The organism is Caballeronia sp. LZ029 (genome assembly GCF_031451275.1).
GTDB lineage: Bacteria > Pseudomonadota > Gammaproteobacteria > Burkholderiales > Burkholderiaceae > Caballeronia > Caballeronia jiangsuensis.
The window spans coordinates 1,449,464-1,470,385 of the sequence record NZ_JARUXO010000001.1 but is presented as its reverse complement, the minus strand read 5'-3'; the positions used below and the strand labels follow the sequence as shown (position 1 = coordinate 1,470,385).

Here is a 20,922-nt window from a genome sequence, read left to right as displayed (position 1 = left end):
AGTGTACGGGTTACCGGATCGACGTTGGTCGCGCGCGTGTGCCTTCGCGCGCATTCACCGCCCGTTTGCCGCTACGCGCCGCATGCCGTCGCTCAGAACGTCTCCCAGTCGCCGCCCGTGTCCGCGGTCGCCGGAGCCTTGGGCGCTGCCGGCGCGGTTGCGGGGCGCTTGGCGGGCGAAACGCGCGGTGTGGCGCGCGGCGTCATCGTTGCACGCGGTGCAACTTTCGCGGCCGGCGCGGATACGGACATTGTCACCGCGACCGGCGCGCCGTCCGCCACTTGAAACACCGCAACCGCCTGCCGCAGACGCGCGGCCTGATCTTCGAGCGACTGCGCCGCCGCCGCCGCTTCCTCGACGAGCGCCGCGTTCTGCTGCGTCACCTCGTCCATCTGCGTGACGGCGCGCGAGACTTGGTCGATGCCGCTGCTTTGCTCCTCCGACGCCGCCGCGATCTCGCCCATGATGTCGGTCACGCGCTGCACCGCGCCGATGATCTCGTTCATCGTGCGGCCGGCTTCATCGACGAGCGTCGTGCCGGTGCGCACGCGCGCCACCGAGGTGTCGATCAGTTCCTTGATTTCCTTCGCCGCCGCCGACGAACGCTGCGCGAGGCTGCGCACCTCGCCCGCGACGACCGCGAAGCCGCGCCCTTCCTCGCCCGCCCGCGCCGCTTCGACGGCCGCGTTGAGCGCCAGGATGTTGGTCTGGAACGCGATGCCCTCGATGATCGTGATGATGTCCGCGATCTTCGACGAACTGCCGTTGATCTCGCGCATCGTGTCGACGACCTGCGTGACCACCGCGCTGCCCTTGCCCGCGATGTCCGACGCATTCGCCGCGAGCGCGCTCGCCTGCCGCGCGTTGTCGGCGTTCTGGCGGACGGTGCCGGTCAGCTCTTCCATGCTCGACGCCGTTTCCTGCAGCGCGGACGCCTGTTCCTCGGTGCGCGAGGACAGATCCGTATTGCCGGCGGCGATCTGCTGCGTCGCCGATGCGATCGATTCGCTGCCCGAGCGCACGGTGCGCACGGTCGTGAGCAGGCTCGTGCGCATCCTGGCGAGCCCTTCGAGCAACTGCCCCATTTCGTCGCGCGACGTGACGACGACCTCGCGGCGCAGATCGCCCGCGGCGATCGCGTCGAAATGACCGAGCGCCGCTTCGAGCGGACGCGCGATCGCACGCCGCAGCGATACCCACGCGAACACGGCAGCCGCCATGCCGAGCGCGATCGCGCCGAGACTCAGCGCGCGGAACCACAGGAAGCGGTTCTGCGTCTCTTCGTAGCTCTGCTTCGACGCTTCGGTCAGATACTTGCGCAGCGCGTCGTCCGCGTTGGCGAGCTCGTTGTACATCGACTGCATCGCCTTGGCATTCGCGATGATGCCGTCGTGGTCGTTCTCCATGACCGCGGCGATGCCCTTGTCGACGATGCCCTGCAGCGCGAGGCGCTTGTCCTGCGCGGCGTCGGCGAGGCGCTTTTCGCCGGGCGCCTGCGGCAAGGACATGTATTCCTTCCAGTAGCCGTCCGCCCGATCGCGCATCATGCGCGCGCGCTCGACGGTGGACGCCACTTCCGGCGTGCCGGCGAGGAGCGCCGCGCGGTCGAACACGAGCCGTTCACGCGCGGCGTACATTTCCGCATTGCCGACGGCGATCGCCGCAGGCATCTGCACCGAGTAGGTTTCCTGAAACGCGCCGTTCGAATGGCTCATGCCGGTGAGTCCCAGCGCGCCGATCGCGATGAGCAGCCCACCCAGAAACGCCATCGAGATGCCGAGGCGCGCCTTGATCGTCAAAGCCTTTTTCATTGAGTTTTCCCTGATGCCGCCCGCGAGCGGAGTCGTCGTTTCGTGTCTGCGCGCGCGAAGGATCACGCGACCGCTATCGATGTAAACGGCGCGAAAGCGTAAGCACTTGAGGGAATTATTTCGTCTGAAAAGAAAACGGCGCGTCAGGCGCGCCGTTTTTCAGCGATCATTGAAAAGTTATGCGGAAATTTCGCTGCGGTGCGGAATCGACGGCTGGGCACCTTCGCGCGTCACCGCGACCGCCGCCGCGCGCTGGCCGAATGCGATCGCATCGATCGGAGCGGCGCCGCGTGCGAGTTCCGCCGCGAAGCCGCCGATGAACGTGTCGCCGGCGGCGGTCGTGTCGACTGCTTCGACTATCGGCGAAGGCAGATGAACGCCGTCGCCGTCCGCGCCATCCAGCAGCGCGAGCACGCCTTGTCCGCCGAGCGTCACGATCACGTTGCGCGCGCCCTTCGCCTTGAGCGCCTGCGCCGCGCGGCGCGCGTCGTCGGGCGTGTCGATCGCCACGCCCGAGAGCGTCGCGGCTTCGAGTTCGTTCGGAATCAGATAATCGACGAGCGGGAACCAGTCCGGCGGCAACTTGCGCGCGGCGGGCGCGGGATTGAGGATCGTCGTGCGCGCAAGACGCCGGCCGGCGGCGAGTGCGGCGCGCACGGTATCAGGCGGCGTTTCGAGCTGGCACACGATGACGTCGGCCTGCGCGATCAGCGCTTCCTGCGCCTCGATGCGCGCGGGCGTCACTTCGGCGTTGCTGCCCGCGACGATGACGATCGCGTTCTGGCTCGCATCGTCGACGACGATGAGCGCGACGCCCGTCGGCGCATTCTCGCTGGTCGCGAGCGCCGTGCAGTCGATGCCTTCCGCCTCCAGACTGCCCTTGAGCGTCGCACCGTTCGAATCGTTGCCGACGCAGCCGATCATCGCGACTCGTGCGCCCAGGCGCGCCGCGGCGACCGCCTGATTGCCGCCCTTGCCGCCCGGCACCTGCGCGAACGCATGTCCGGCGAGCGTTTCGCCCGGCCTCGGCAGACGCGGCGCGCGCGCGACGAGGTCCATGTTGAGGCTGCCGACCACGGTTACGCTGCCGGTCTTGCCTGCGTCGCCTGAATTGGCGTTGTCGCCCATCTCGCTTCCTTTTTGAACAGCCTTCGTTATGCTCTCGCGCTGCGCGATTCGGGCACCACGGCGGTCGATTCGCGGCGCACGAGGCGCGGCGCCACCACGCGCCGGCGTGTCGTGCCGGTCAGCTTGCCGGTGATGCGGTCGATCAGCGTCTGCGCGGCCATTTCGCCGAGCGCGCGCACCGATTGTCCCACCGTCGACAAGGCCGGATATGTGTAGCGCGACAGCTCGACATCGTCGAAACCGATGATCGAGCATTCCGTCGGCACGTTGATGTGGCGCTCGGCCGCCGCACGCAGCGCGCCGATGCCCATCATGTCGTTGCACGCGAAGATCGCGGTCGGCCTCATGTTGTCGAGCAATTGCGAGGCCGCGGCGTAACCGCCCGTCGCGGAGAAGTCGCTCTGGACTATCGCGTTCGGCTCGATCTCGATGCCGCGCTCGGCCATCGCGCGGATGAAGCCGTGCAGGCGCATCGCGGAAACGGCTGTCGCGACCGGCCCAGTGATGCAGCCGATCTGCGAGTGCCCGAGTTGGAGCAGATGCCGCGTCGCGAGATACGCGCCCTTTTCGTGGTCGATCTGCACGAGGTCGGATTGCAGCCCTTCGATATTGCGATCGACGATCACGAGCGGCTCACGCGCGCCCGCGAGGCACTGCGCGAGCACCGAATCCTCGCCCGCCGACGCGATCACCAGTCCGTCGATGCGCTTTTCCTGCAGCACGCGCAGATAGCTGCGCTGCTTGGCGGGATCGTCGTCGGAGTTGCAGAAGAACACGCAATAGCCGTTTTTCGCGCAGCCGTCCTCGACGCCGCGCGCCAGTTCGGCGAAATACGGGTTTGTCGCGTTCGGCACGAGCAGGCCGATGGTCGCCGTCGAGCGCGCCTTCAGCGAGCGCGCGACCGCCGACGGCACGTAGTCGAGTTCGAGGATCGCCCGCTCGACTTTCGCACGCACGTCGGCCGACACCGGCCGCGAATTGTTCACTACGTGGGATACCGTCGTAAACGACACCCCGGCAATGGCTGCCACGTCTTTGATCGTCGCCATACATCGTCCTTCTCTATGCTTTGGTCCAACTGCTCTTATTGGTCGTAAGGCGTCCGGCGCGTACTTCTCATCGCGCGCGCCCTGCTTGCCGCTCTTGCTTCAACCACCGTCGCCGGCCGCTTTTCCGCCCCGTGCGGTGCGCGCCGTCGCCGTCCATCGGTCAGACAAACGATTACACACGCTTCCTTCTGCTGCGGTATGTGTCCAGCACCACCGCCACCACGATCACCGCGCCGGTAATGATGCGCTTGGTCGGCTCGTTCGCGCCGATCTGCGCCAGTCCCGCCGCCAGCACGGAAATGATCAACACCCCGAAAAACGTGCTGATGACCGAGCCGCGCCCGCCCATCAGACTCGTGCCGCCGATCACGACGGCCGCGATCACCTGCAGTTCCACCCCCGCGCCGGCGTTCGGATCGGCGGCTTCGAGCCGAGAGATCTGGAACAGCGCAGCGAGCCCCGAAAGCGCGCCCATCAGCGCGAAAACGATCACCTTGTACGGCCGCGGATTCACGCCCGCGAGCCGCACCGCTTCCTCGTTCGTGCCGATCCCTACGAGATATCGGCCGAAAACCGTCCGGGTCAAGACCAGATGCGCGATTATCATCACCGCGACCGCGATCAGGAACGCGGGCGAGATGCCGAACGCGATCGGATTCGACAGAAAATCGAACGCATCGCCGATATACGCCGTGCGCGAGTTCGTCATCTGGTACGCGAGCCCGCGCGCGCCTTCCAGCACGCCGAGCGACACGATGAACGACGGAATCCGCCACGCCACCGTGACGAGGCCCGTCACCGTGCCGGTCAGCGCGGCCGCCGCGAGACCGATCAGCGCGGCGGGAAACGCCGGCCAGTGCCACTTGAGCGCGGCCACGCTCACGACCGACGCCCCGAGCGCCAGCACCGAGCCCACCGAAAGATCGATGCTCGCGATGATCAGCACGAAGGTCATGCCGACCGACATCACGACGAGATCGGGAATCTGGTTCGCGATCGTGCTGAACGTGTCGTACGTCAGGAAGTGCGTGCTCAGCACCGAAAACAGCGCGATCATCGCGGCGAGCGCACCCGCGAGACCCAGGTAATTCGAAATGCCGAGACGCGTGCCGACGCCTTTCGTGCTCTTCGGTGCATCGGCGGGCAGGTTCGCTTCGCTCATTCAGTGCTCCAGGTTGTCTTCGGGCGCTTTCGCATCGGGCACGATCGGATCGTGCAGGATCGCCTCGCGCTTCGCGTAACCCGAGAACGCCGCCGCGAGCAGCGCGTCCTGCGTCCAGCTCGCGCGCTCGAACACGCCCGTCATGCGCCCGGCCGACATCACGCCGATCCGGTCGCAGATCAGCATCAGCTCGCGCAGATCGCTCGACACGACGACGAGCGCGCGTCCTTCGCGAGCCAGCGCGCCCATCAGCCCGTAGATGTCGAACTTCGCGCCGACGTCGATGCCGCGCGTCGGTTCGTCGAACAGCAGCACCGTGCAGTCGCGCGCGAGCCAGCGGCCGATCACGACCTTTTGCTGGTTGCCGCCCGACAGCTCCGACACCGCCTGCGCAGGCCCGGACGTGCGGATGCGCATCGCGTCGATCTGGCGCTGCGCGAGCGCGGATTCCCGGCGCGTATCGACGACGCCATGCCGCGCCACCGCGCCCAGATTGCCCAGTGAAACGTTCGCGGCGATGGGCAGACTCAACAAAAGGCCCTCGCCCTTGCGATCCTCCGTGATCAGCGCGATGCCTTCGTCGACCGCATCCGACGGCGAGCGCACCGACACGCGCCGCAGCGGCTCGCCGTTGCGCGCGATCGACACCGTGCCCGCGTCCGCGCGATCCGCGCCGTAAATGAGGCGCATGAGTTCGGTCCGGCCCGCGCCGATCAGCCCGCTCACGCCGAAAATCTCGCCCGCGCGGACCTCGAACGACACGTCGCGCACCACGCTCGCGCGCGTCATGCCTTCCACCTTCAGCGCGACGCCGCCGATGCGCCGCTCGCCCAGATCGATGCGCTCGCCGATCTCGCGTCCGACCATCAGCGTGACGAGACGATCGCTCGTGAGTTCGTCCATCGGACCGATATGCACGAGGCGTCCGTCGCGCAGCACGGCCGCGCGCTCGGCGATGCGCTGCAATTCCTCCAGCCGGTGCGAGATGTAGACGAGCGCGACGCCGCGCGCCTTCAGCCGCTCGACCTGCTCGAACAGCAGATCGACTTCGCGCGCGGTGAGCATCGCGGTCGGCTCGTCGAGGATCAGGACGCGGCAATCGTCGATCAGATTGCGCGCGATCTCGACCATCTGCTGATGCCCGATGCCGAGTCCGCCGACGAGCGTGTCCGGATCGATCGCGTCGAGCCCGACCTGCGCCATCGCGTGACGCGCGTCTTGCGCGAGCCGCTTCCGGTCGATCCAGCCGAAGCCCTTGCGCGGCAGGCGGTTCAGAAACAGATTCTCCGCCACCGACAAAGTGGGCAGCAGGTTCAGCTCCTGCATCACCATGCGCACGCCGAGCGCTTCGGCGTCCGAGCGGCTCTTCGGCAAATAGGGCTGGCCTGCGAGCGTCATCGTGCCCGTGGTCGGGTCCGTAAGTCCGCCGATGATCTTCGACAGCGTGCTTTTGCCCGCGCCGTTCTCGCCCGTGAGCGCGAGCACTTCGCCGGGAACGAGCGCCAGCGAGACGTCCGCCAGCACCGGCTCGACATAGGTCTTGCCGATGCCCGTCACGGTCAGCACGTTCGCATCGTTCGATCCGGTCATGGGGCGCTTCAAGGCTTCGCTGTGCATCCTCGTGGTGGTCCCGCGCGGAAAAGCGTCCGGATGGCCGCGGACAATGCCCGCGCCGTCTGCCTTCCGCGCTCGTCAGTGTGTTATCGGCACGCTGGCCGCGAACTTTAGGCTTTTCGCGCGAAGCGGCGCCCGACGCCGCCGCCGCCGCCGCGCGCCGGGCTTACTTCGTCACGAGATCGACCGGCGTTTCCACGACCTGCGAAAGCTCCGACTGCTTCTTGTGGCCGGCGATCGCCTTCAGCGCCACGTCGATGCCGAACACGGCCTGCTTCGCCGCGTACTGGTCGGCGGTCGCGAGCACGCGGCCGTCTTTCAGCATCGGCTTGATCGCGCCGATATTGTCGAAGCCGACGACCTGCACCTTGCCCGCCTTGCCCGCCGCGCGAATCGCCGACACGGCGCCAATCGCCATGTTGTCGTTATCGCACAGGAGCGCCTTCACGTTCGGGTTCGCGTTCAGGATCTGCCCTGCGACCGCGTTGCCCTTGTCGATTTCCCATTCGCCGGACTGGAGCGCGACGACCTTCATGCCGGCCGCGTCCATCGCTTCCTTGAAGCCCGCGCTGCGCGCCTGCGAGTTCGTGGTGGTCGTCACGCCCTCGATGATCGCGACTTCATCGCCCTTCTTGAGTTTCGGGGCGAGATAATCGCCGACCTTTCGCGCGCCCTTCTTGTTGTCCGGTCCGACGAACGGCACGTTCAGATCCTTGGACTTGAGCACGTCCGGATCGAGCCGGTTGTCGATATTCACGACGATGATGCCCGCGTCCGCCGCCTTCTTGATCACCGGCACGAGCGCCTTCGAATCGGCCGGCGCGATGACGAGCGCATCGACCTTCGACACGATCATCTGCTCGACGATGCGAATCTGCGCCGCGGTGTCGGTTTCATCCTTGATGCCGTTGGTGATCAGGTCGAACTGGCTGGGGTTGTGCGCCTGATAGTCTTTCGCGCCGTTTTCCATCGTCAGGAAGAACTCGTTGGCGAGCGACTTCATGACGAGCGCGACCTTCGGCTTGCCCGCCGTTTGCGCGAATGCGGATGACGAGGCGAATGGCAATGCGGTGCAGGCGGCGAGCGCGACGGCGGCCGACAGGACGCGTCGGCGGATGGTTCGGTTCATGCGGATCTCCAGTGCTTTGTTCTGGTTTGTCTGGTCTTTCGAGATGCAGCGAACGCGAGCAACGCGTGTCGATCCGCGCAGGGCAACGAAGGGAAGCGATCGCGGGCGCCCTGTCGCGCCCTCGCTTCGTGTTGCGCGCCAAAGCCCTTCGGTCGTTCTGTCCGGACGCGGTGTCAACGTTTGCTCGTCGTCGATTCTCGTTGGACAGACGCCCGAGGTCAATCGGGCTAACGTGTAGTTCACACGCGACAATGCCGTCGATCAAAGGATCGGCGGCATTGTCGGCGTAATGTGGTTGCCAGCGTGCAGCGGCTTGCTGTGGGCGTCAGAGATCTTCAACCGATTGCCCGTCCACCTTCTTGTCGATGATGTCGCGCGCGTAGTCGATGCCCGCGCGCGTCGCGTCGATCGGGCTGTCGAAAGGCTCCTGTTCGGGCACGCCGAACATCACCGCACGGCCGCTCTCGCCGTGCGCGCTCTTCGCGATCGTCACGACGATGTCGAAGTGGCGCGGACCGTCGTCCGGTTCGTCGCGTTCTTTCGCGCGCCGCAATGCCTGCACCTTGATCTCGAAGCCCTTGTAATGGTCGGACAGCGGTGTGGACATGAAGCGTCTCCTTTGCGTTGAGATGCATCGCACGATCATACGTCGGCTGCATGCTTCGCGTGATTCGTGGATGAATGAAAGGCGCCTGCAAGCCTCGTTCCCGCGCCCGCCTCCCGATTTCACCTTATCCCACACACCGTTCATATTGGGTTTGCCATAATGCGCGGGCGGCATGCCGCTCAAGACAGGCGCCGCCGAAGAAGAAACCGTCACTCAAATCAGGGAGCGTCACATGACTATTCGAGCTACCGCCCTCATCGCCGTGTTGAGCCTCGCGCTCGGCGCGAACGTCGCCATCGCCGCCAACAGTCAGCAAAGCAAGATGACCGACTGCAACAAGCAGGCGGGCGACAAAAAAGGCGACGACCGCAAGGCCTTCATGAAGAGCTGTCTGTCCGCCGCGCCCGCCGCTGCTTCCGCGCCGATGACGCAGCAGCAGAAGATGACCGCGTGCAATCAGCAGGCAACCGACAAGAAAGGCGACGACCGCAAGGCGTTCATGAAGAGCTGCCTCAGCAACAAGGGCTGATCCCGCTCACGCGCATGTTCACGCCGCGCCGTTCGCGCGCGGCGACCCTTTCGTATTTACGAAGCCTACCGGCCGATATTGCACTGCACCCAAGCAATTGATTCGCACCGTCGTCTTTTTCTCATAAGATGGCGCGAAGGCGGCCCCTCACGAATACAAGAAACACGCCATCGGCCGCCGCCGTTTCGAGCGAGGCGAAAAGCCGCGCATGGAGGCATCCGGATGGCATGGAGACATAAAAACCGCTGGTTCAGGCGGTGGCTCGTGATAATCACGTTCTGGTTCGTGCCGGTGCTGATCGTCGCGGTGAACGAGGTGCGCGAGGAGATGGCGTATAACAACGTCGATCTTCAAAAGGCGCTCTCGACGTGGGAGCTGACCGACGCACAACGCGCGGCAGGCGTCGCCGCGCGCTGCCACGGCGCGCCCGACGAGGCCCGCGCCGCCGGCTGCCCCGCCGATGTCATTGCGGCCAACGCGGCAAAGCATCAGGAAGCGCTCGACGAATACGCGCATCGCAAGGCGACGCTCGCGGATTATCTGTGGCATGCGTTCGTCGGCTACTGGATCGTGCCTGCCGCCTTCCTGCTCGTGCTCGGCATGCTCGTCGGCGGCGTGAGGCGCGCGTTGCGCCGCCCGCAGCACACGAGCACCTCTGCCGCCGAGGTAAAAACGACGACCCATCCGTGAGCGAGGGTCGGGTACGGTCGTTGCTACTCCTGCTTGCGGTTTTCTCGTACGACCTTAAGAAAGCTTCACGAAAATTATGCTTGTCTTGAGGACGCACTTCGGGCGAAAACGCCGGTTCCATTTCGTTTGGTCGAAGCTTCGTCTACCCTAATAGCAGGCGAAGTGTCGATCGAAAGTCGGATGTAATTTAGCGTGCTGCATGTCGCTTATGGGGCCGGATTCGGAGTAAGCTAGCTCCGAGCGTTTGCCCAGAATGTTGCGTAGCCTGAGAACCCAAGCGTGACAAGGCTTTGGGCGCATGGATCGGGGCTCGTGTTTTCAGGTTGCTGTGCTATAACTTGGCGTGCCTCACCCTCCCGCTCTATGGGGTTTCCTAAATTCCACGATGGAGAACAATGATGCAAAGACGAAACTTCATGCTCAAGTCGACCGCCGTTCTGGCGCTGGGAGGCCTCGCGCTTGCCGGCTGCACGGCAAACAGAAACGCCGGCAGTGAAGCGGCTGCGGGCGCTGCCGATGACCGGCGCTCCATCGACGCCGACGTCGACAGCACCATCCAGCGTCTCTACGCCACGGTGGGCGGCTCGCGTGAACTGGTGGCGAAAGCGCGCGGCGTGCTGGTGTTCCCGTCAGTGCTTCAGGCCGGCTTCATCGTCGGCGCGCAATACGGCAAGGGTGCGCTGCGTGTCGGCGGCAGCTCGGTCGGTTACTACAGCACGACGTCCGGCTCGTTCGGCCTGCAGGCAGGCGCGCAATCGAAGGCGCTGATCTTCCTGTTCATGACGCAGGACGCACTCGACAAATTCCGCAACTCCGACGGCTGGTCGGCGGGTGCGGATGCATCGGTGGCGCTGGTGAAGATGGGCGCGAACGGCGTGATCGATACCACCACGGCCACGAAGCCTGTCGAGGCGATCGTGCTGACCAACGCCGGCCTGATGGCGGATGTCTCGCTGCAAGGCACGAAGGTATCGCGCATCAAGTACTGAGCGCGCTGCTCTTCCCGCGCGGCGAATGCAGAACCGCCGTGTGGTGCGACCTTCGGGCCGCGCCACACGGCGGTTTTTTTCTCCGAAGCTCGACCGGTCAGGTCGTCGTCGCGCGATCGATCAGCTTGAAGCGCGTGCGCTTTTGCGCGCGCACGACGGCCTGATAGGCCTCCAGATATTGCCGCGCCATGCGATGCGATGTGAAGCGCTCTTCGAAGCGCGCGCGCACGCGCTCGCGCGACAAGGTGTGCAGACGATTCACCGCGGCCACCGCGCCGATTTCATCTTCCACGATAAAGCCCGACACCCCTTCGTCCAGCACTTCCGGCACCGAGCCGCGATTGAACGCGATGACAGGCGTGCCGCACGCCATCGCTTCGATCATCACGAGCCCGAACGGCTCCGGCCAGTCGATGGGGAACATGAGCGCATGCGCGCCCGAGAGAAATTCGGCCTTCTGACTGTCGTTGATCTCGCCGACATACTCGACATACGGCAACTTCAGCAGCGGCGCGATTTCGCGCTCGAAATACTCGTGATCGGCGAAATCGACCTTGGCCGCGATCTTGATCGGCAAGCCGCAACGGCCCGCGATGCGAATCGCGGTATCGACACGCTTCTCCGGCGAGATGCGCCCGAGGAACGCCAGGTACTTCTGTTCCACCGGCTGCGGCGTGTAGAGCGTCTCCGGCAGGCCGTGATACACCGTGCTCACCCACTTCGCCTGCGGCAGCGGATGACGCTGCGCATCGGAAATGGAGATCACGGGCGCCGTATTGAACGTATCGAAGACCGGCTGCTGCTCGGGAAGATCGAGACGGCCGTGCATCGTCGTCACGAACGGCGTGTCCTGGCGCTTGAAGAGCGAGAACGAGTAATAGTCCATGTGGAAGTGCAGGACGTCGAACTCTTCGGCGCGACGGCGCACCAGTTCCATCAGCAGCATGTGAGGCGCGATGCGGTCGCGGATCGCCGGGTCGAGCCGCAACGCGCGCGGCCATACCGCTTCCAGGTTGGCGCTGGTTTGCGAGTCGCCGGTCGCGAAGAGCGTCACGTCATGACCGAGCTCGACGAGCGCCTCGGTGAGGTACGACACGACGCGCTCGGTTCCGCCATACAGTTTCGGCGGCACCGACTCGGTCAGCGGAGCAATCTGGGCAATTCTCATCGTTCTCGTCTCCATGCGGATATCGACGTGCGGCGCAGACTTCATGTACCGGCCGCGACGCGCATCGAGTATGACAGCGGGCCGTAAGCCGGGCCAACAAGGTTTGCCCTTACGCGTAATTCCGTCTCGCGCGGTTCGCCCATGCCTGTCGTGCGCCGGCAATCGCCGGCGTGCTGAACCCATTATCGAGCGCGAAATCGCCCGCCGTGGGCGTCTCTTGCACTTTCATCGCTCTGTTACAGGGGCGAAACACTCGTTTCGGGAGACCGTTACGCTTGAGCGTCGCCGCGCAGGTCCGCGAGGAAGTCGTCGCGCCACACGCCCAGGTCGTGCTTGCGCAGCGCGGTCATGTTGGTTTCGTAGCGCTCCTTGCGCTCGGCGAGGGGCATCGCGAGCGCGCGCCCGATCGCCTCGCTCGTGCCGACGATATCGTGCGGATTGACCATCACCGCGCCGGTCATCTCATCGGCCGCGCCCGCGAACTGCGAGAGCACGAGCACGCCGGGATCGTCGGGATTCTGCGCGGCGACGTATTCCTTCGCGACGAGATTCATGCCGTCACGCAGCGGTGTGACGAGCCCGATCTGCGATTCGCGAAAGAGCGACATCAGCTTCCATCGGTCGTAGCGCTGGTTGAGATAGCGGATCGGCGTGTAATCGAGTCCGGAGTAGCGTCCGTTGATGCGCCCCGCTTCGTACTCCAGGTTTTGGCGAATCTGCTGATAGGTCTCGACATCCGCGCGCGTCGGCGGCGCGATCTGCACGAGCGTGACGTTGCCGCGCCATTCGGGCGACTTCTCCAGAAAATGCTCGAACGCGCGAAAACGCTCGACGAGTCCTTTCGAGTAATCTAGCCGGTCCACGCTCATGATGAGCTTGCGGCCTTCGAGGCTCTGCTTCAGATCCATCACATCCTGACGCGCTTCGCCGCGTTCGGCCTGTTCGGCGATTTCGTCCGGAAACACGCCGATGCGATACACGTTCGTCCTGAGCTTCCTGCCGAACGCTTCGACGTGGCCGTCGGGCGTTGCGGTGCCATGCGCGTGCCGGACGATGTAGTCATGAAACGCGACGCGATCCCGTTCGGTCTGAAAGCCGACCACGTCGTAGCAGCACAGCGACTTGACCAGTTCCTCGTGCGGTGGAATGTTCAAGAGAATTTGCGGCGACGGAAATGGGATATGCAGAAAGAAGCCGATGCGATTCGTGATGCCCGCCGAGCGCAGCGCCTCGGCGAACGGGATCAGATGATAGTCGTGGACCCAGATGATGTCGTCGGGTTCGAGCAGCTTGATGAGCTTGTGCGCGAGCCACGCGTTCACGCGCCGGTAGCCGGCGTATTCGTCGCGGTCGTAGACGGCGAGATCGTTGCGATAGTGAAAGACCGGCCACAGCATCGCGTTGGAGAAGCCACGGTAATACTGGTCGTAGTCCTTCTTCGGCAGGCCGACGGTCGCGAAAGTCACCGCGCCGTCCTGTTCGAGCTTCGGCCCCTGATTCGCGACGGTTTCGCTCACCACGTCCCCGCTCCAGCCGAACCAGACGCCGCCGCTGTCCTTGAGCGCGCCGAAGACGCCGACGGCGAGGCCGCCCGCGGAGCCCTTGGTTTCGGTCGGCGTGGCGACCCGGTTGGATACGACGACGAGACGGCTCATATGCTTTCCTTTTCCTCTTCGAACTCTTCTTTTTAGAATAAACCCGAAATTTTCGACTGGAAAATCCCGCGCGGGTTTCCGTCGATGCCCTCAGTTCTTCCCGGTCGATGCCGCCGCGTGCGCCCGTGGATCCGGCCCGCCCGGCTCGCCGCGGCTCGCGACCGGATCGGCGGGCGTATTCGCCGTGCTGGCGGCATGCGTCGCGCCCTCGCGTTCGAGCGGCGGCGCGAAATCGACATGACGGTCCTTATCCGTCGACAAATCCGCGCGCGCACGCGGCAGATACTGCGGATACGCGGCCTGCACGAAGTTCACGAGCCCTTCGCGCACGCGGCAGCGCAGATCCCAGTTGAGCGCCGAATCGAACGAACTGACGAGCACGCGAAGCTGCATCGCGCGGTCGGTGGCGTCGGTGACCTGCAGCACCTGCACGCGGCCGTCCCATTCCGGCGCATGCGCGAGAATGCGCTCCAGTTCTTCGCGCAGCGGCGCGATCGGCATCCGGTAATCGACGTACAAAAACACCGTGCCGATGATCTGCGAGCTGTTGCGCGTCCAGTTCGTGAACGGATTCTCGATGAACCACTGCAAAGGCACGATGAGGCGCCGCTGATCCCAGATTCGAATCGATACATACGTGCCGGTGATTTCCTCGACGCGTCCCCACTCGCCCTGAATCACGACGACATCGTCGAGGCGAATCGGCTGCGACAGCGCGATCTGCAATCCGGCGATCAGATTGCCGAGCACCGGCCGCGCCGCGATACCGGCGACGAGCCCCGCGACGCCCGCCGATGCCAAAAGGCTCGCGCCGATCTGCCGCACGCTCGGAAACGCCATCAGCGCCGCGCCGAAACCGATGATCACGATCACCACCATCACCGAACGCGCGAGCACGCGCGCCTGGGTGTGGATGCGGCGGGCGTTGAGGTTGTCGTCGGTGTCGAGCGGATGCGCCTGCACGATCGCCTCGCCCACCGCGCCCGCCGAGCGCATCGCGAGAAACGTGAGCGCGCCGATCAGCGCGACGGTTTCGACATCGCGCAGCACGCCGATGAGCGGCAGCGTATCGGGCGCCTCGAAAATCACGAAGCCTATTCCGAGGATGATGAGCAGGACGAGCGCGGGCTTGTCGACATAGCGCAGGACGACGCTCATCAGCGGATACGGCCGCGCGATGCGCACGAGAATGCGCGCGCCGATGCGATGCACGCCGATTGCGAATATCACCGCGATGGCGGCCACGACGAGCGCGCCCGGCCAGGTGCCGAGCGGCCGTTCAGCGAGATTCAGGAAGTGATCGAGTGGGAGCATGAGCGTCGCGAAGATCAGCTTCGTGAAAGTGGAGGCGGCGAAGTGAATACGCCGGCCGCATCGCACGGATGCGGATCGCCGCGCAATGCAGCGCGACGCCAGGACGCCCGATGGCGCCCCGGCGTCAAACGACGTTCAGCGCTCCGCCTTGCAGGGGAACGCCTTGCCGAGGCCGAGCGAAACCATCGTGGTCGCGTTGAAATCGGCCTTGTCGGGATTATTGGCGATGTACTTGCGCACCGCGTCCGTGAGTTGCTGCGGCTTCACGTCCGCCGGCAGACAGAAATACTGGCCGACCTGCGGCCCGGAGGTTCCACCGATCGCCTCGATCGTGTTGTAGATGCCGTCCGCCGCGCCTTCGATATAGGCCGCGCAGGCAGTCCGCGAATTGGGATCCGTTTTGGTGCAGAGCTTGTTCAGATCGTTGCCGGTAAACGCAAACGCGCAGACGGGCGTCGCGAGAGCACAGGCGAGGACGAATTCCCGCAGCATGGTCTTCCTTTTATGTTGAGCGGCGGCTTGAATGGGGCAACGGGTTCGGGGCGATGCGCGGCCGCGCCTGACCGCGCGTGCCCCGGAGCTTGAATGTCGCGCAGCGCTATTTTGCACCGTTTGAGCCGCTTTGCGGAGCGCCGCCGCTCTGCGGCATCGAATCCAGACGCGCCTGCAGGCCTTCCGCGACGTCCTTCTCGTTGTACTTGCGGGCGAAGTCCACCGCCGTCATGCCGAGCTGATTCTTCACACGCAGATCCGCGCCTTCGTCGAGCAGCAGCTTGCAGGTCGAAAGATGGCCGCCGCGCGCCGCCATCATGAGCGGCGTCGTGCCGTTGGGCGAACCGGCGTCGATATAGGCCGAATGATCGACCAGGATCTTCACGATATCGTCATGGCCGTTGGTCGCCGCGTAGTGCAACGGCGTCCAGCCCTTCTTGTTCACTTCGGCATCCTTTGCGATCAGGAGATTCACGAAGGTCGCGTCGCCGTTGAGCGCGGCGAGCATCATCGCGTTTTCGCCGGCGGGGTCGAGTTTCTCCAGATCGGTCTTCGAATTGTCGGCGAGCAACTGGCCGACCTTGTCGGACTTCTCGCGCGCGGCGATCACGATGATCGGCGTGCCCGTGTTGTCGACCGTATTCGGGTCCGCGCCCTGCGCGAGCTGTTTCTTGACGGCGGAGACGTCGTCGAACTTGACCGCCTTGATGAGCGAGTCCACGGATGCGGCCCAGGCCGGCTGCGCGATCGCACAGGCCGCCAGCAGCGCGCCCGCGACGAGGCCGCGCACGGCCGCGCCTGCTCGTGCATTGCGGACATCGCGTGCACGGGAAACGTTTGGCACGCGCGCCACGGACAGGGTGGAAACCATCGGGGAATTGTTCATAGTGACCTTCGATTGCCTTGAAACAGGTTTTTTTCGCGCGCGGGCCGGCTGCCCTCAGACTGGCCGCGCGATCTTGAAGAGCCGGAAGAAGTTCTCGGTGGTCGCCGCTGCGACGGCCTCGTCCGGCTGCTCGCGCAACTGCGCGATAAAACGTCCGACATAACTCACGTACGCAGGTTCGTTCGACTTGCCGCGATACGGCACCGGCGCGAGATACGGCGAATCGGTTTCGATCAGCAAACGCTCGATCGGCACGCGCCGCGCGACGTCCTGCACCTCTTTCGCATTCTTGAACGTGACGATGCCCGAGATCGAAATATGGAAGTTCTGCGCGAGCGCGCGTTCCGCGATCTCCCACGGCTCCGTGAAGCAATGCATCACGCCGCCCGGCACGCCGGCGCGCTCTTCCTCCATGATGCGCAGCGTGTCGTCCGACGACGAGCGCGTATGGATGATGAGCGCCTTGCCCGTCTTGTGCGCGGCCCGGATATGCGTGCGAAAGCGCTCGCGCTGCCATTCCATGTCGGCGATGCTGCGCCCTTCCAGACGATAGTAGTCGAGCCCGGTCTCGCCGATCGCGCAAACCTTCGGATGCGCGGCCAGTTCGACGAGTTCCGCGACGCTCGGCTCTTTCGCATCTTCGTGATCCGGATGCACGCCGACGGATGCATACACGTTCTCGTGCTTTTCGGCGATGTCGAGCACCGACGGCAGCGTTTCCAGATCGACCGACACGCACAGCGCGTGGGTCACGGCGTGCGCGCGCATCTTGTCGAGCACGTCGGGCAGACGGTCGGCGAGTCCTTCGAAGTTGATGTGGCAGTGTGAATCGACGAACATCCGGTGCTCCTTAATGCATGTGCTGCTGCGCGCGGGGCGCAAGTCGCGGTCAGGCCATTTGTCAGGCCGTATAGATGCCGCGATAGCCGATGAACAGTTCCTCGAACACGAGGCGCGCATTGAGCGGGTGATTTTCCACCGCGCGCTGCCGCGTGACGGTCTTCATGTAGCGTGCGAGCGCGGCGGGATCGGCGCTCTGGGCGCAACGGGCGAGCGCTTTCGCCGCGCCGGGAAAGTAGCGCGGCCGGCCCGCCGTGCGCTCGGCGAGCAGATCGTAGAGCCAGCGCTGCAGCCAGCCGAGCACGAGCGGCACCGGCAGCTTCTGCAGGTTTTCTCCGCAGGCGAAGGCGTCGCAATTCGGTCCGGCGCCGAGTTGCGCGAGCGTGAAGTCACGCAGGGCGCGGTTCTCGTCGTTCGCCAGCGCAAGCGCAGCAAGCGGCGCGCCGCCTGCCTGCGCGAGCAGTCCCGCCGGATCGTCGACGCCCTGCGACGCGAGCCACGCGCTCGCTTCTTTCGACGGCGGCACGTTCATCGGCCACTGGCGGCATCGGCTGATGATGGTGGGCAACAGACGATCGACACGCGCCGACACCAGCAAGAACACGACGCCCGATGGCGGCTCTTCGAGCGTCTTCAGCAACGCATTCGCCGCCGCGACGTTGAGCGCTTCCGCCGGATACAGCACGACGACGCGCAGACCGCCCCGATGCGAGCCGACGCCGCAGAAGTCCAGCAGCGCGCGCACCTGCTCGATCTTGATTTCCTTGCTGGGCGTGCGGGTCTTCTTGCCTTCGTCGCCATCGGCTTTGTCGGCGGATGCGTCGGCGGCGTCGGCGTTGCCGGCCGCGAGGCCCGCGAGCGCTTCAGGCAGCACCGCGCGGTAATCGGGATGATTGCCCTGGGAAAACCACAGACATGCCCGGCAAGTCCCGCACGGCTCGCCGTTCGGCGCGGCCATCTCGCACAGCAGTCCCTGCGCGAGATGCTGCGCGAACTGAAGCTTGCCGATGCCCGCCTCGCCATGCAGTAAAAGCGCATGCGGCCAGTGCGCGCGCAGTTGCTGGAGACGCTGCCAGTCGTCGGTTTGCCAAGGGTAGATCATCGATATGTTTCTATGTTGAATCAGAGGCTTGCGATTACTTCTTCAAGCTTTTCACGAATGTCTTCGATAGACCGCGTCGAATCGACGATGAAGAACCGCTGCGGCGATTCCTCCGCGCGACGCAGATACTCGTTGCGCGTGCGCTCGAAAAACGCTTCCGACTCGCTCTCGAACTTGTCCGGCGCGCGCGCGGCCGAGCGGCGCTCGCTGGCGGTGTCGGTCGGCACGTCGAAAAGCACGGTCAGATCGGGCTGGAAACCGCCCTGCACCCAGCGCTCCAGCGCTTCCAGCTTGTCGCGCGGCAGGCCGCGCCCGCCGCCCTGATACGCGAAAGTCGCGTCGGTGAAACGGTCCGACAACACCCAGTCGCCGCGCGAAAGCGCCGGTTCGATCACCTGCGCGAGATGCTCGCGGCGCGCGGCGAACATCAGCAGCGCTTCGGTTTCGAGGTCCATCGGCTGATTCAGCAGGATGCCGCGCAGCGTTTCACCGAGCGGCGTGCCGCCCGGTTCTCGCGTCATCGCGACCTGATGTCCGCCCGACGCCAGTTTCGCTTCGAGGCGCTGGCGGAACCAGTCCAGATGCGTGGTCTTGCCCGCGCCGTCGATGCCTTCGAACGTGATGAACTTGCCGCGCGCCATTCATTGACCCCGGATGTATTTGTCGACGGCCTTGTTGTGGTCGCCCAGATTGTCGGAAAAGATGCTGCTGCCGTCGCCGCGCGACACGAAATACAGCGCGTTGCTCGCGGCGGGGTTGAGCGTGGCGTTCAATGCGGCCACGCCGGGCAGCGCGATCGGAGTCGGCGGCAGGCCCATGCGCGTGTAGGTATTGTACGGAGTGTCCGTCTGCAGGTCTTTTTTCCTCAGCTTTCCGCCGTAAGCCGGCCCGAGGCCGTAGATCACGGTCGGGTCGGTCTGCAGCGGCATGCCGATACGCAGCCGGTTCGCGAACACCGCCGCGACGAGCGGACGGTCCGACGCGCGCCCCGTCTCTTTCTCGACGATCGACGCCATGATGAGCGCGTCATACGGCGTCTTGTAAGGCAGATTCTGTGCGCGCGTGTTCCACGCTTCGGTGAGGCGCGCCTGCATCAGCCGATACGCGCGCTTGTAGACGGCGAGATCGCTCGTGCCCTTGTCGAAGAGATACGTGTCCGGGAAGAACAGACCCTCGGCCGATGCCTTGTCGACTTCGGCCGCGCCGATCGCCCGCAGCAGGTCGGTGTCGGTCATGCCCGCCGTGTCGTGCGTGAGCGCGGGATTGCCGTCGAGCTCGCCGCGCATCTTTTGCAGCGTCCAGCCTTCGATGACAGTCGCGACGTATTCGTTCACGTCGCCGCGCGCGATCTTCTCCAGCACTTCGTAAGGCGTAATGCCGCTCTTGAAAGCGTAATTGCCGGACTTCAACTGCGCGGACAGGCCGAGCACGCGCGTCATCAGCACGAACAGCTCGGGTTCGACGGGCACGCCGCCACGGTTCAACTGGGCGCTCACGCTGCGCAGGCTGCTGTGCGGTTTGATGGTGACGTCGAGTTCGGGCGTCGACAGGGTCATCGGCCGGTTGGCCCACCAGTACATGCCGCCTGCGACGGCCGCCGCGAGCATCGCGACGAACACCGCCGCCACGACGCATTTCTTGAAAAAGGACATGCGAAACACGCTTGAGATAAGACCAATATAATAACTTGCCGCCTGCGTCAGAGCCGCTTTCTGCGGCTTGCGCCCAAACGATAGGATTGACAGCCCGCCCGCTCATGAATTCCCAGACCATCGCCCTCGCCCCTTCAGACTTCGAATCCGTCAAGACCGCCGGCGCATATATGCCGCTCACCCAGTTCGGCGTGATCGACGTCAAGGGCGAGGACGCCGCCTCGTTCCTGCACAACCAGGTCACGAACGACGTCCAGCATTTGGATGCGTCCACCGCGCGTCTCGCGGGCTATTGCTCGCCGAAGGGCCGCCTGCTCGGTTCGTTCCTGATGTGGCGCACGGCCGACGTGGTGCGCCTCTTGATCGCGCACGACGTGCAGGCCGCCGTGCAGAAACGCCTGTCGATGTTCGTGCTGCGTTCGAAGGCGAAGCTCACCGACGCGACTTCCGAAGTGGCGGCGGTCGGGTTCGCGGGCGACGTGCGCGCGGCGCTCTCCGGCATTTTCGACGCATTGCCTGACGGCGTGCACGTGAAGGTCGAAGGCCCGCACGGCGCGCTGATCCGCGTGCCGGATGCGGCGCATCGTCCGCGCTTTCTGTGGGTCGGACCGAAAGCCGATGTCGAAGCGCACATCGCCAAGCTCGACGAAAAACTGACGCGCGTGCCCGAGCAAATGTGGGACTGGCTCGATATCCACGCCGGCGAGCCGCGCATCACGCACGCGACGGTCGAGCAGTTCGTTCCGCAAATGGTGAACTTCGACGTGCTCGGCGCGGTGAACTTCAAGAAAGGCTGCTATCCGGGACAGGAGATCGTCGCGCGCAGCCAGTATCGCGGCACGATCAAGCGGCGCACGGCGCTCGCACACGTCGATACCGGCGCCGATTCCGTCTCGCCCGGCGTCGAGCTCTTTCATTCCGATGATCCCGGCCAGCCGTGCGGACTCGTCGTCAACGTGGCGCCCGGAGAGCACGGCGGCGCGGACTGTCTCGTGGAGATCAAGCTCGCCGCGCTCGAAAGCGGCTCGGTCCATGTCGGTGCAGCCGATGGCCCCGCGCTCGGCTTCGTGCCGCTGCCCTACGCTTTTCCCGCCGACGCCTGAGG

Annotated in this window: 20 protein-coding genes; 4 read left to right on the top strand and 16 right to left on the bottom strand. The window is 65.0% G+C overall.

Annotated elements, in window-relative coordinates:
- Positions 1-92: 92 nt before the first annotated feature.
- The 7 genes from QCE73_RS07030 to QCE73_RS07000 form a co-directional block, all read right to left on the bottom strand.
- On the bottom strand, positions 93-1,811 hold the full coding sequence (locus tag QCE73_RS07030; protein ID WP_309880383.1) for a methyl-accepting chemotaxis protein: 1,719 nt from the start codon (positions 1,809-1,811) through the stop codon (positions 93-95).
- A gap of 177 nt (positions 1,812-1,988) precedes the next feature.
- Complete coding sequence (gene rbsK, locus QCE73_RS07025; protein ID WP_309880381.1) at positions 1,989-2,939, bottom strand: ribokinase; 951 nt, start codon at positions 2,937-2,939, stop codon at positions 1,989-1,991.
- Between the two features lie 26 nt (positions 2,940-2,965).
- Entirely contained in the window at positions 2,966-3,988 is a 1,023-nt protein-coding gene (locus tag QCE73_RS07020; RefSeq protein WP_035498640.1) for a LacI family DNA-binding transcriptional regulator, read from the bottom strand.
- 172 nt (positions 3,989-4,160) lie between these two features.
- Complete coding sequence (locus QCE73_RS07015) at positions 4,161-5,150, bottom strand: ABC transporter permease (protein WP_187604746.1); 990 nt, start codon at positions 5,148-5,150, stop codon at positions 4,161-4,163.
- Positions 5,151-6,740: a sugar ABC transporter ATP-binding protein gene (locus tag QCE73_RS07010; RefSeq protein WP_309880378.1), complete on the bottom strand. Its 1,590-nt coding sequence runs from the start codon at positions 6,738-6,740 to the stop codon at positions 5,151-5,153.
- Positions 6,741-6,930: 190 nt separating this feature from the next.
- Positions 6,931-7,893 (bottom strand): sugar ABC transporter substrate-binding protein, encoded by a 963-nt coding sequence (locus QCE73_RS07005; RefSeq protein ID WP_035498643.1) that lies wholly within the window; start codon positions 7,891-7,893, stop codon positions 6,931-6,933.
- Between the two features lie 325 nt (positions 7,894-8,218).
- Complete coding sequence (locus QCE73_RS07000; protein WP_187604749.1) at positions 8,219-8,500, bottom strand: hypothetical protein; 282 nt, start codon at positions 8,498-8,500, stop codon at positions 8,219-8,221.
- Positions 8,501-8,732: 232 nt separating this feature from the next.
- On the opposite strand from QCE73_RS07000, the gene QCE73_RS06995 reads away from it, so the two are divergent.
- The 3 genes from QCE73_RS06995 to QCE73_RS06985 all read left to right on the top strand — a co-directional run bounded on the left by QCE73_RS06995 (position 8,733) and on the right by QCE73_RS06985 (position 10,708).
- The gene (locus QCE73_RS06995) at positions 8,733-9,029 is read left to right on the top strand and encodes a PsiF family protein (RefSeq protein ID WP_035498646.1); all 297 of its coding nucleotides are present in this window, start codon (positions 8,733-8,735) and stop codon (positions 9,027-9,029) included.
- 222 nt (positions 9,030-9,251) lie between these two features.
- On the top strand, positions 9,252-9,719 hold the full coding sequence (locus QCE73_RS06990) for a hypothetical protein (protein WP_309880373.1): 468 nt from the start codon (positions 9,252-9,254) through the stop codon (positions 9,717-9,719).
- A 398-nt stretch (positions 9,720-10,117) separates the two neighbouring features.
- Complete coding sequence (locus QCE73_RS06985) at positions 10,118-10,708, top strand: YSC84-related protein (RefSeq protein ID WP_035498938.1); 591 nt, start codon at positions 10,118-10,120, stop codon at positions 10,706-10,708.
- A 97-nt stretch (positions 10,709-10,805) separates the two neighbouring features.
- Here QCE73_RS06985 and QCE73_RS06980 read toward each other — a convergent pair whose 3' ends face one another.
- The 9 genes from QCE73_RS06980 to mltG all read right to left on the bottom strand — a co-directional run bounded on the left by QCE73_RS06980 (position 10,806) and on the right by mltG (position 19,817).
- Entirely contained in the window at positions 10,806-11,876 is a 1,071-nt protein-coding gene (locus QCE73_RS06980; protein WP_035498939.1) for a glycosyltransferase family 4 protein, read from the bottom strand.
- 269 nt (positions 11,877-12,145) lie between these two features.
- Positions 12,146-13,531, bottom strand: a complete 1,386-nt coding sequence (otsA, locus tag QCE73_RS06975) for an alpha,alpha-trehalose-phosphate synthase (UDP-forming) (protein WP_035498648.1) — start codon at positions 13,529-13,531, stop codon at positions 12,146-12,148.
- A gap of 90 nt (positions 13,532-13,621) precedes the next feature.
- Positions 13,622-14,845, bottom strand: a complete 1,224-nt coding sequence (locus tag QCE73_RS06970) for a mechanosensitive ion channel family protein (RefSeq protein WP_035498940.1) — start codon at positions 14,843-14,845, stop codon at positions 13,622-13,624.
- Between the two features lie 135 nt (positions 14,846-14,980).
- Positions 14,981-15,337 carry a Rap1a/Tai family immunity protein gene (locus QCE73_RS06965; RefSeq protein WP_008349679.1) on the bottom strand — a complete coding sequence of 119 codons (357 nt, stop codon included), beginning with the start codon at positions 15,335-15,337 and terminating at the stop codon, positions 14,981-14,983.
- A gap of 106 nt (positions 15,338-15,443) precedes the next feature.
- The gene (locus QCE73_RS06960; RefSeq protein ID WP_309880369.1) at positions 15,444-16,223 is read right to left on the bottom strand and encodes an ankyrin repeat domain-containing protein; all 780 of its coding nucleotides are present in this window, start codon (positions 16,221-16,223) and stop codon (positions 15,444-15,446) included.
- 54 nt (positions 16,224-16,277) lie between these two features.
- Entirely contained in the window at positions 16,278-17,063 is a 786-nt protein-coding gene (locus tag QCE73_RS06955) for a TatD family hydrolase (RefSeq protein ID WP_309880368.1), read from the bottom strand.
- Between the two features lie 61 nt (positions 17,064-17,124).
- Complete coding sequence (locus QCE73_RS06950; RefSeq protein ID WP_309880367.1) at positions 17,125-18,165, bottom strand: DNA polymerase III subunit delta'; 1,041 nt, start codon at positions 18,163-18,165, stop codon at positions 17,125-17,127.
- Between the two features lie 20 nt (positions 18,166-18,185).
- Complete coding sequence (gene tmk, locus QCE73_RS06945) at positions 18,186-18,806, bottom strand: dTMP kinase (RefSeq protein ID WP_035498653.1); 621 nt, start codon at positions 18,804-18,806, stop codon at positions 18,186-18,188.
- On the bottom strand, positions 18,807-19,817 hold the full coding sequence (gene mltG / locus QCE73_RS06940; RefSeq protein ID WP_035498654.1) for an endolytic transglycosylase MltG: 1,011 nt from the start codon (positions 19,815-19,817) through the stop codon (positions 18,807-18,809).
- Between the two features lie 104 nt (positions 19,818-19,921).
- Here mltG and QCE73_RS06935 point away from each other — a divergent pair, with 104 nt between their 5' ends.
- On the top strand, positions 19,922-20,920 hold the full coding sequence (locus QCE73_RS06935) for a folate-binding protein (protein ID WP_309880364.1): 999 nt from the start codon (positions 19,922-19,924) through the stop codon (positions 20,918-20,920).
- The last annotated feature ends 2 nt before the right edge of the window (positions 20,921-20,922 follow it).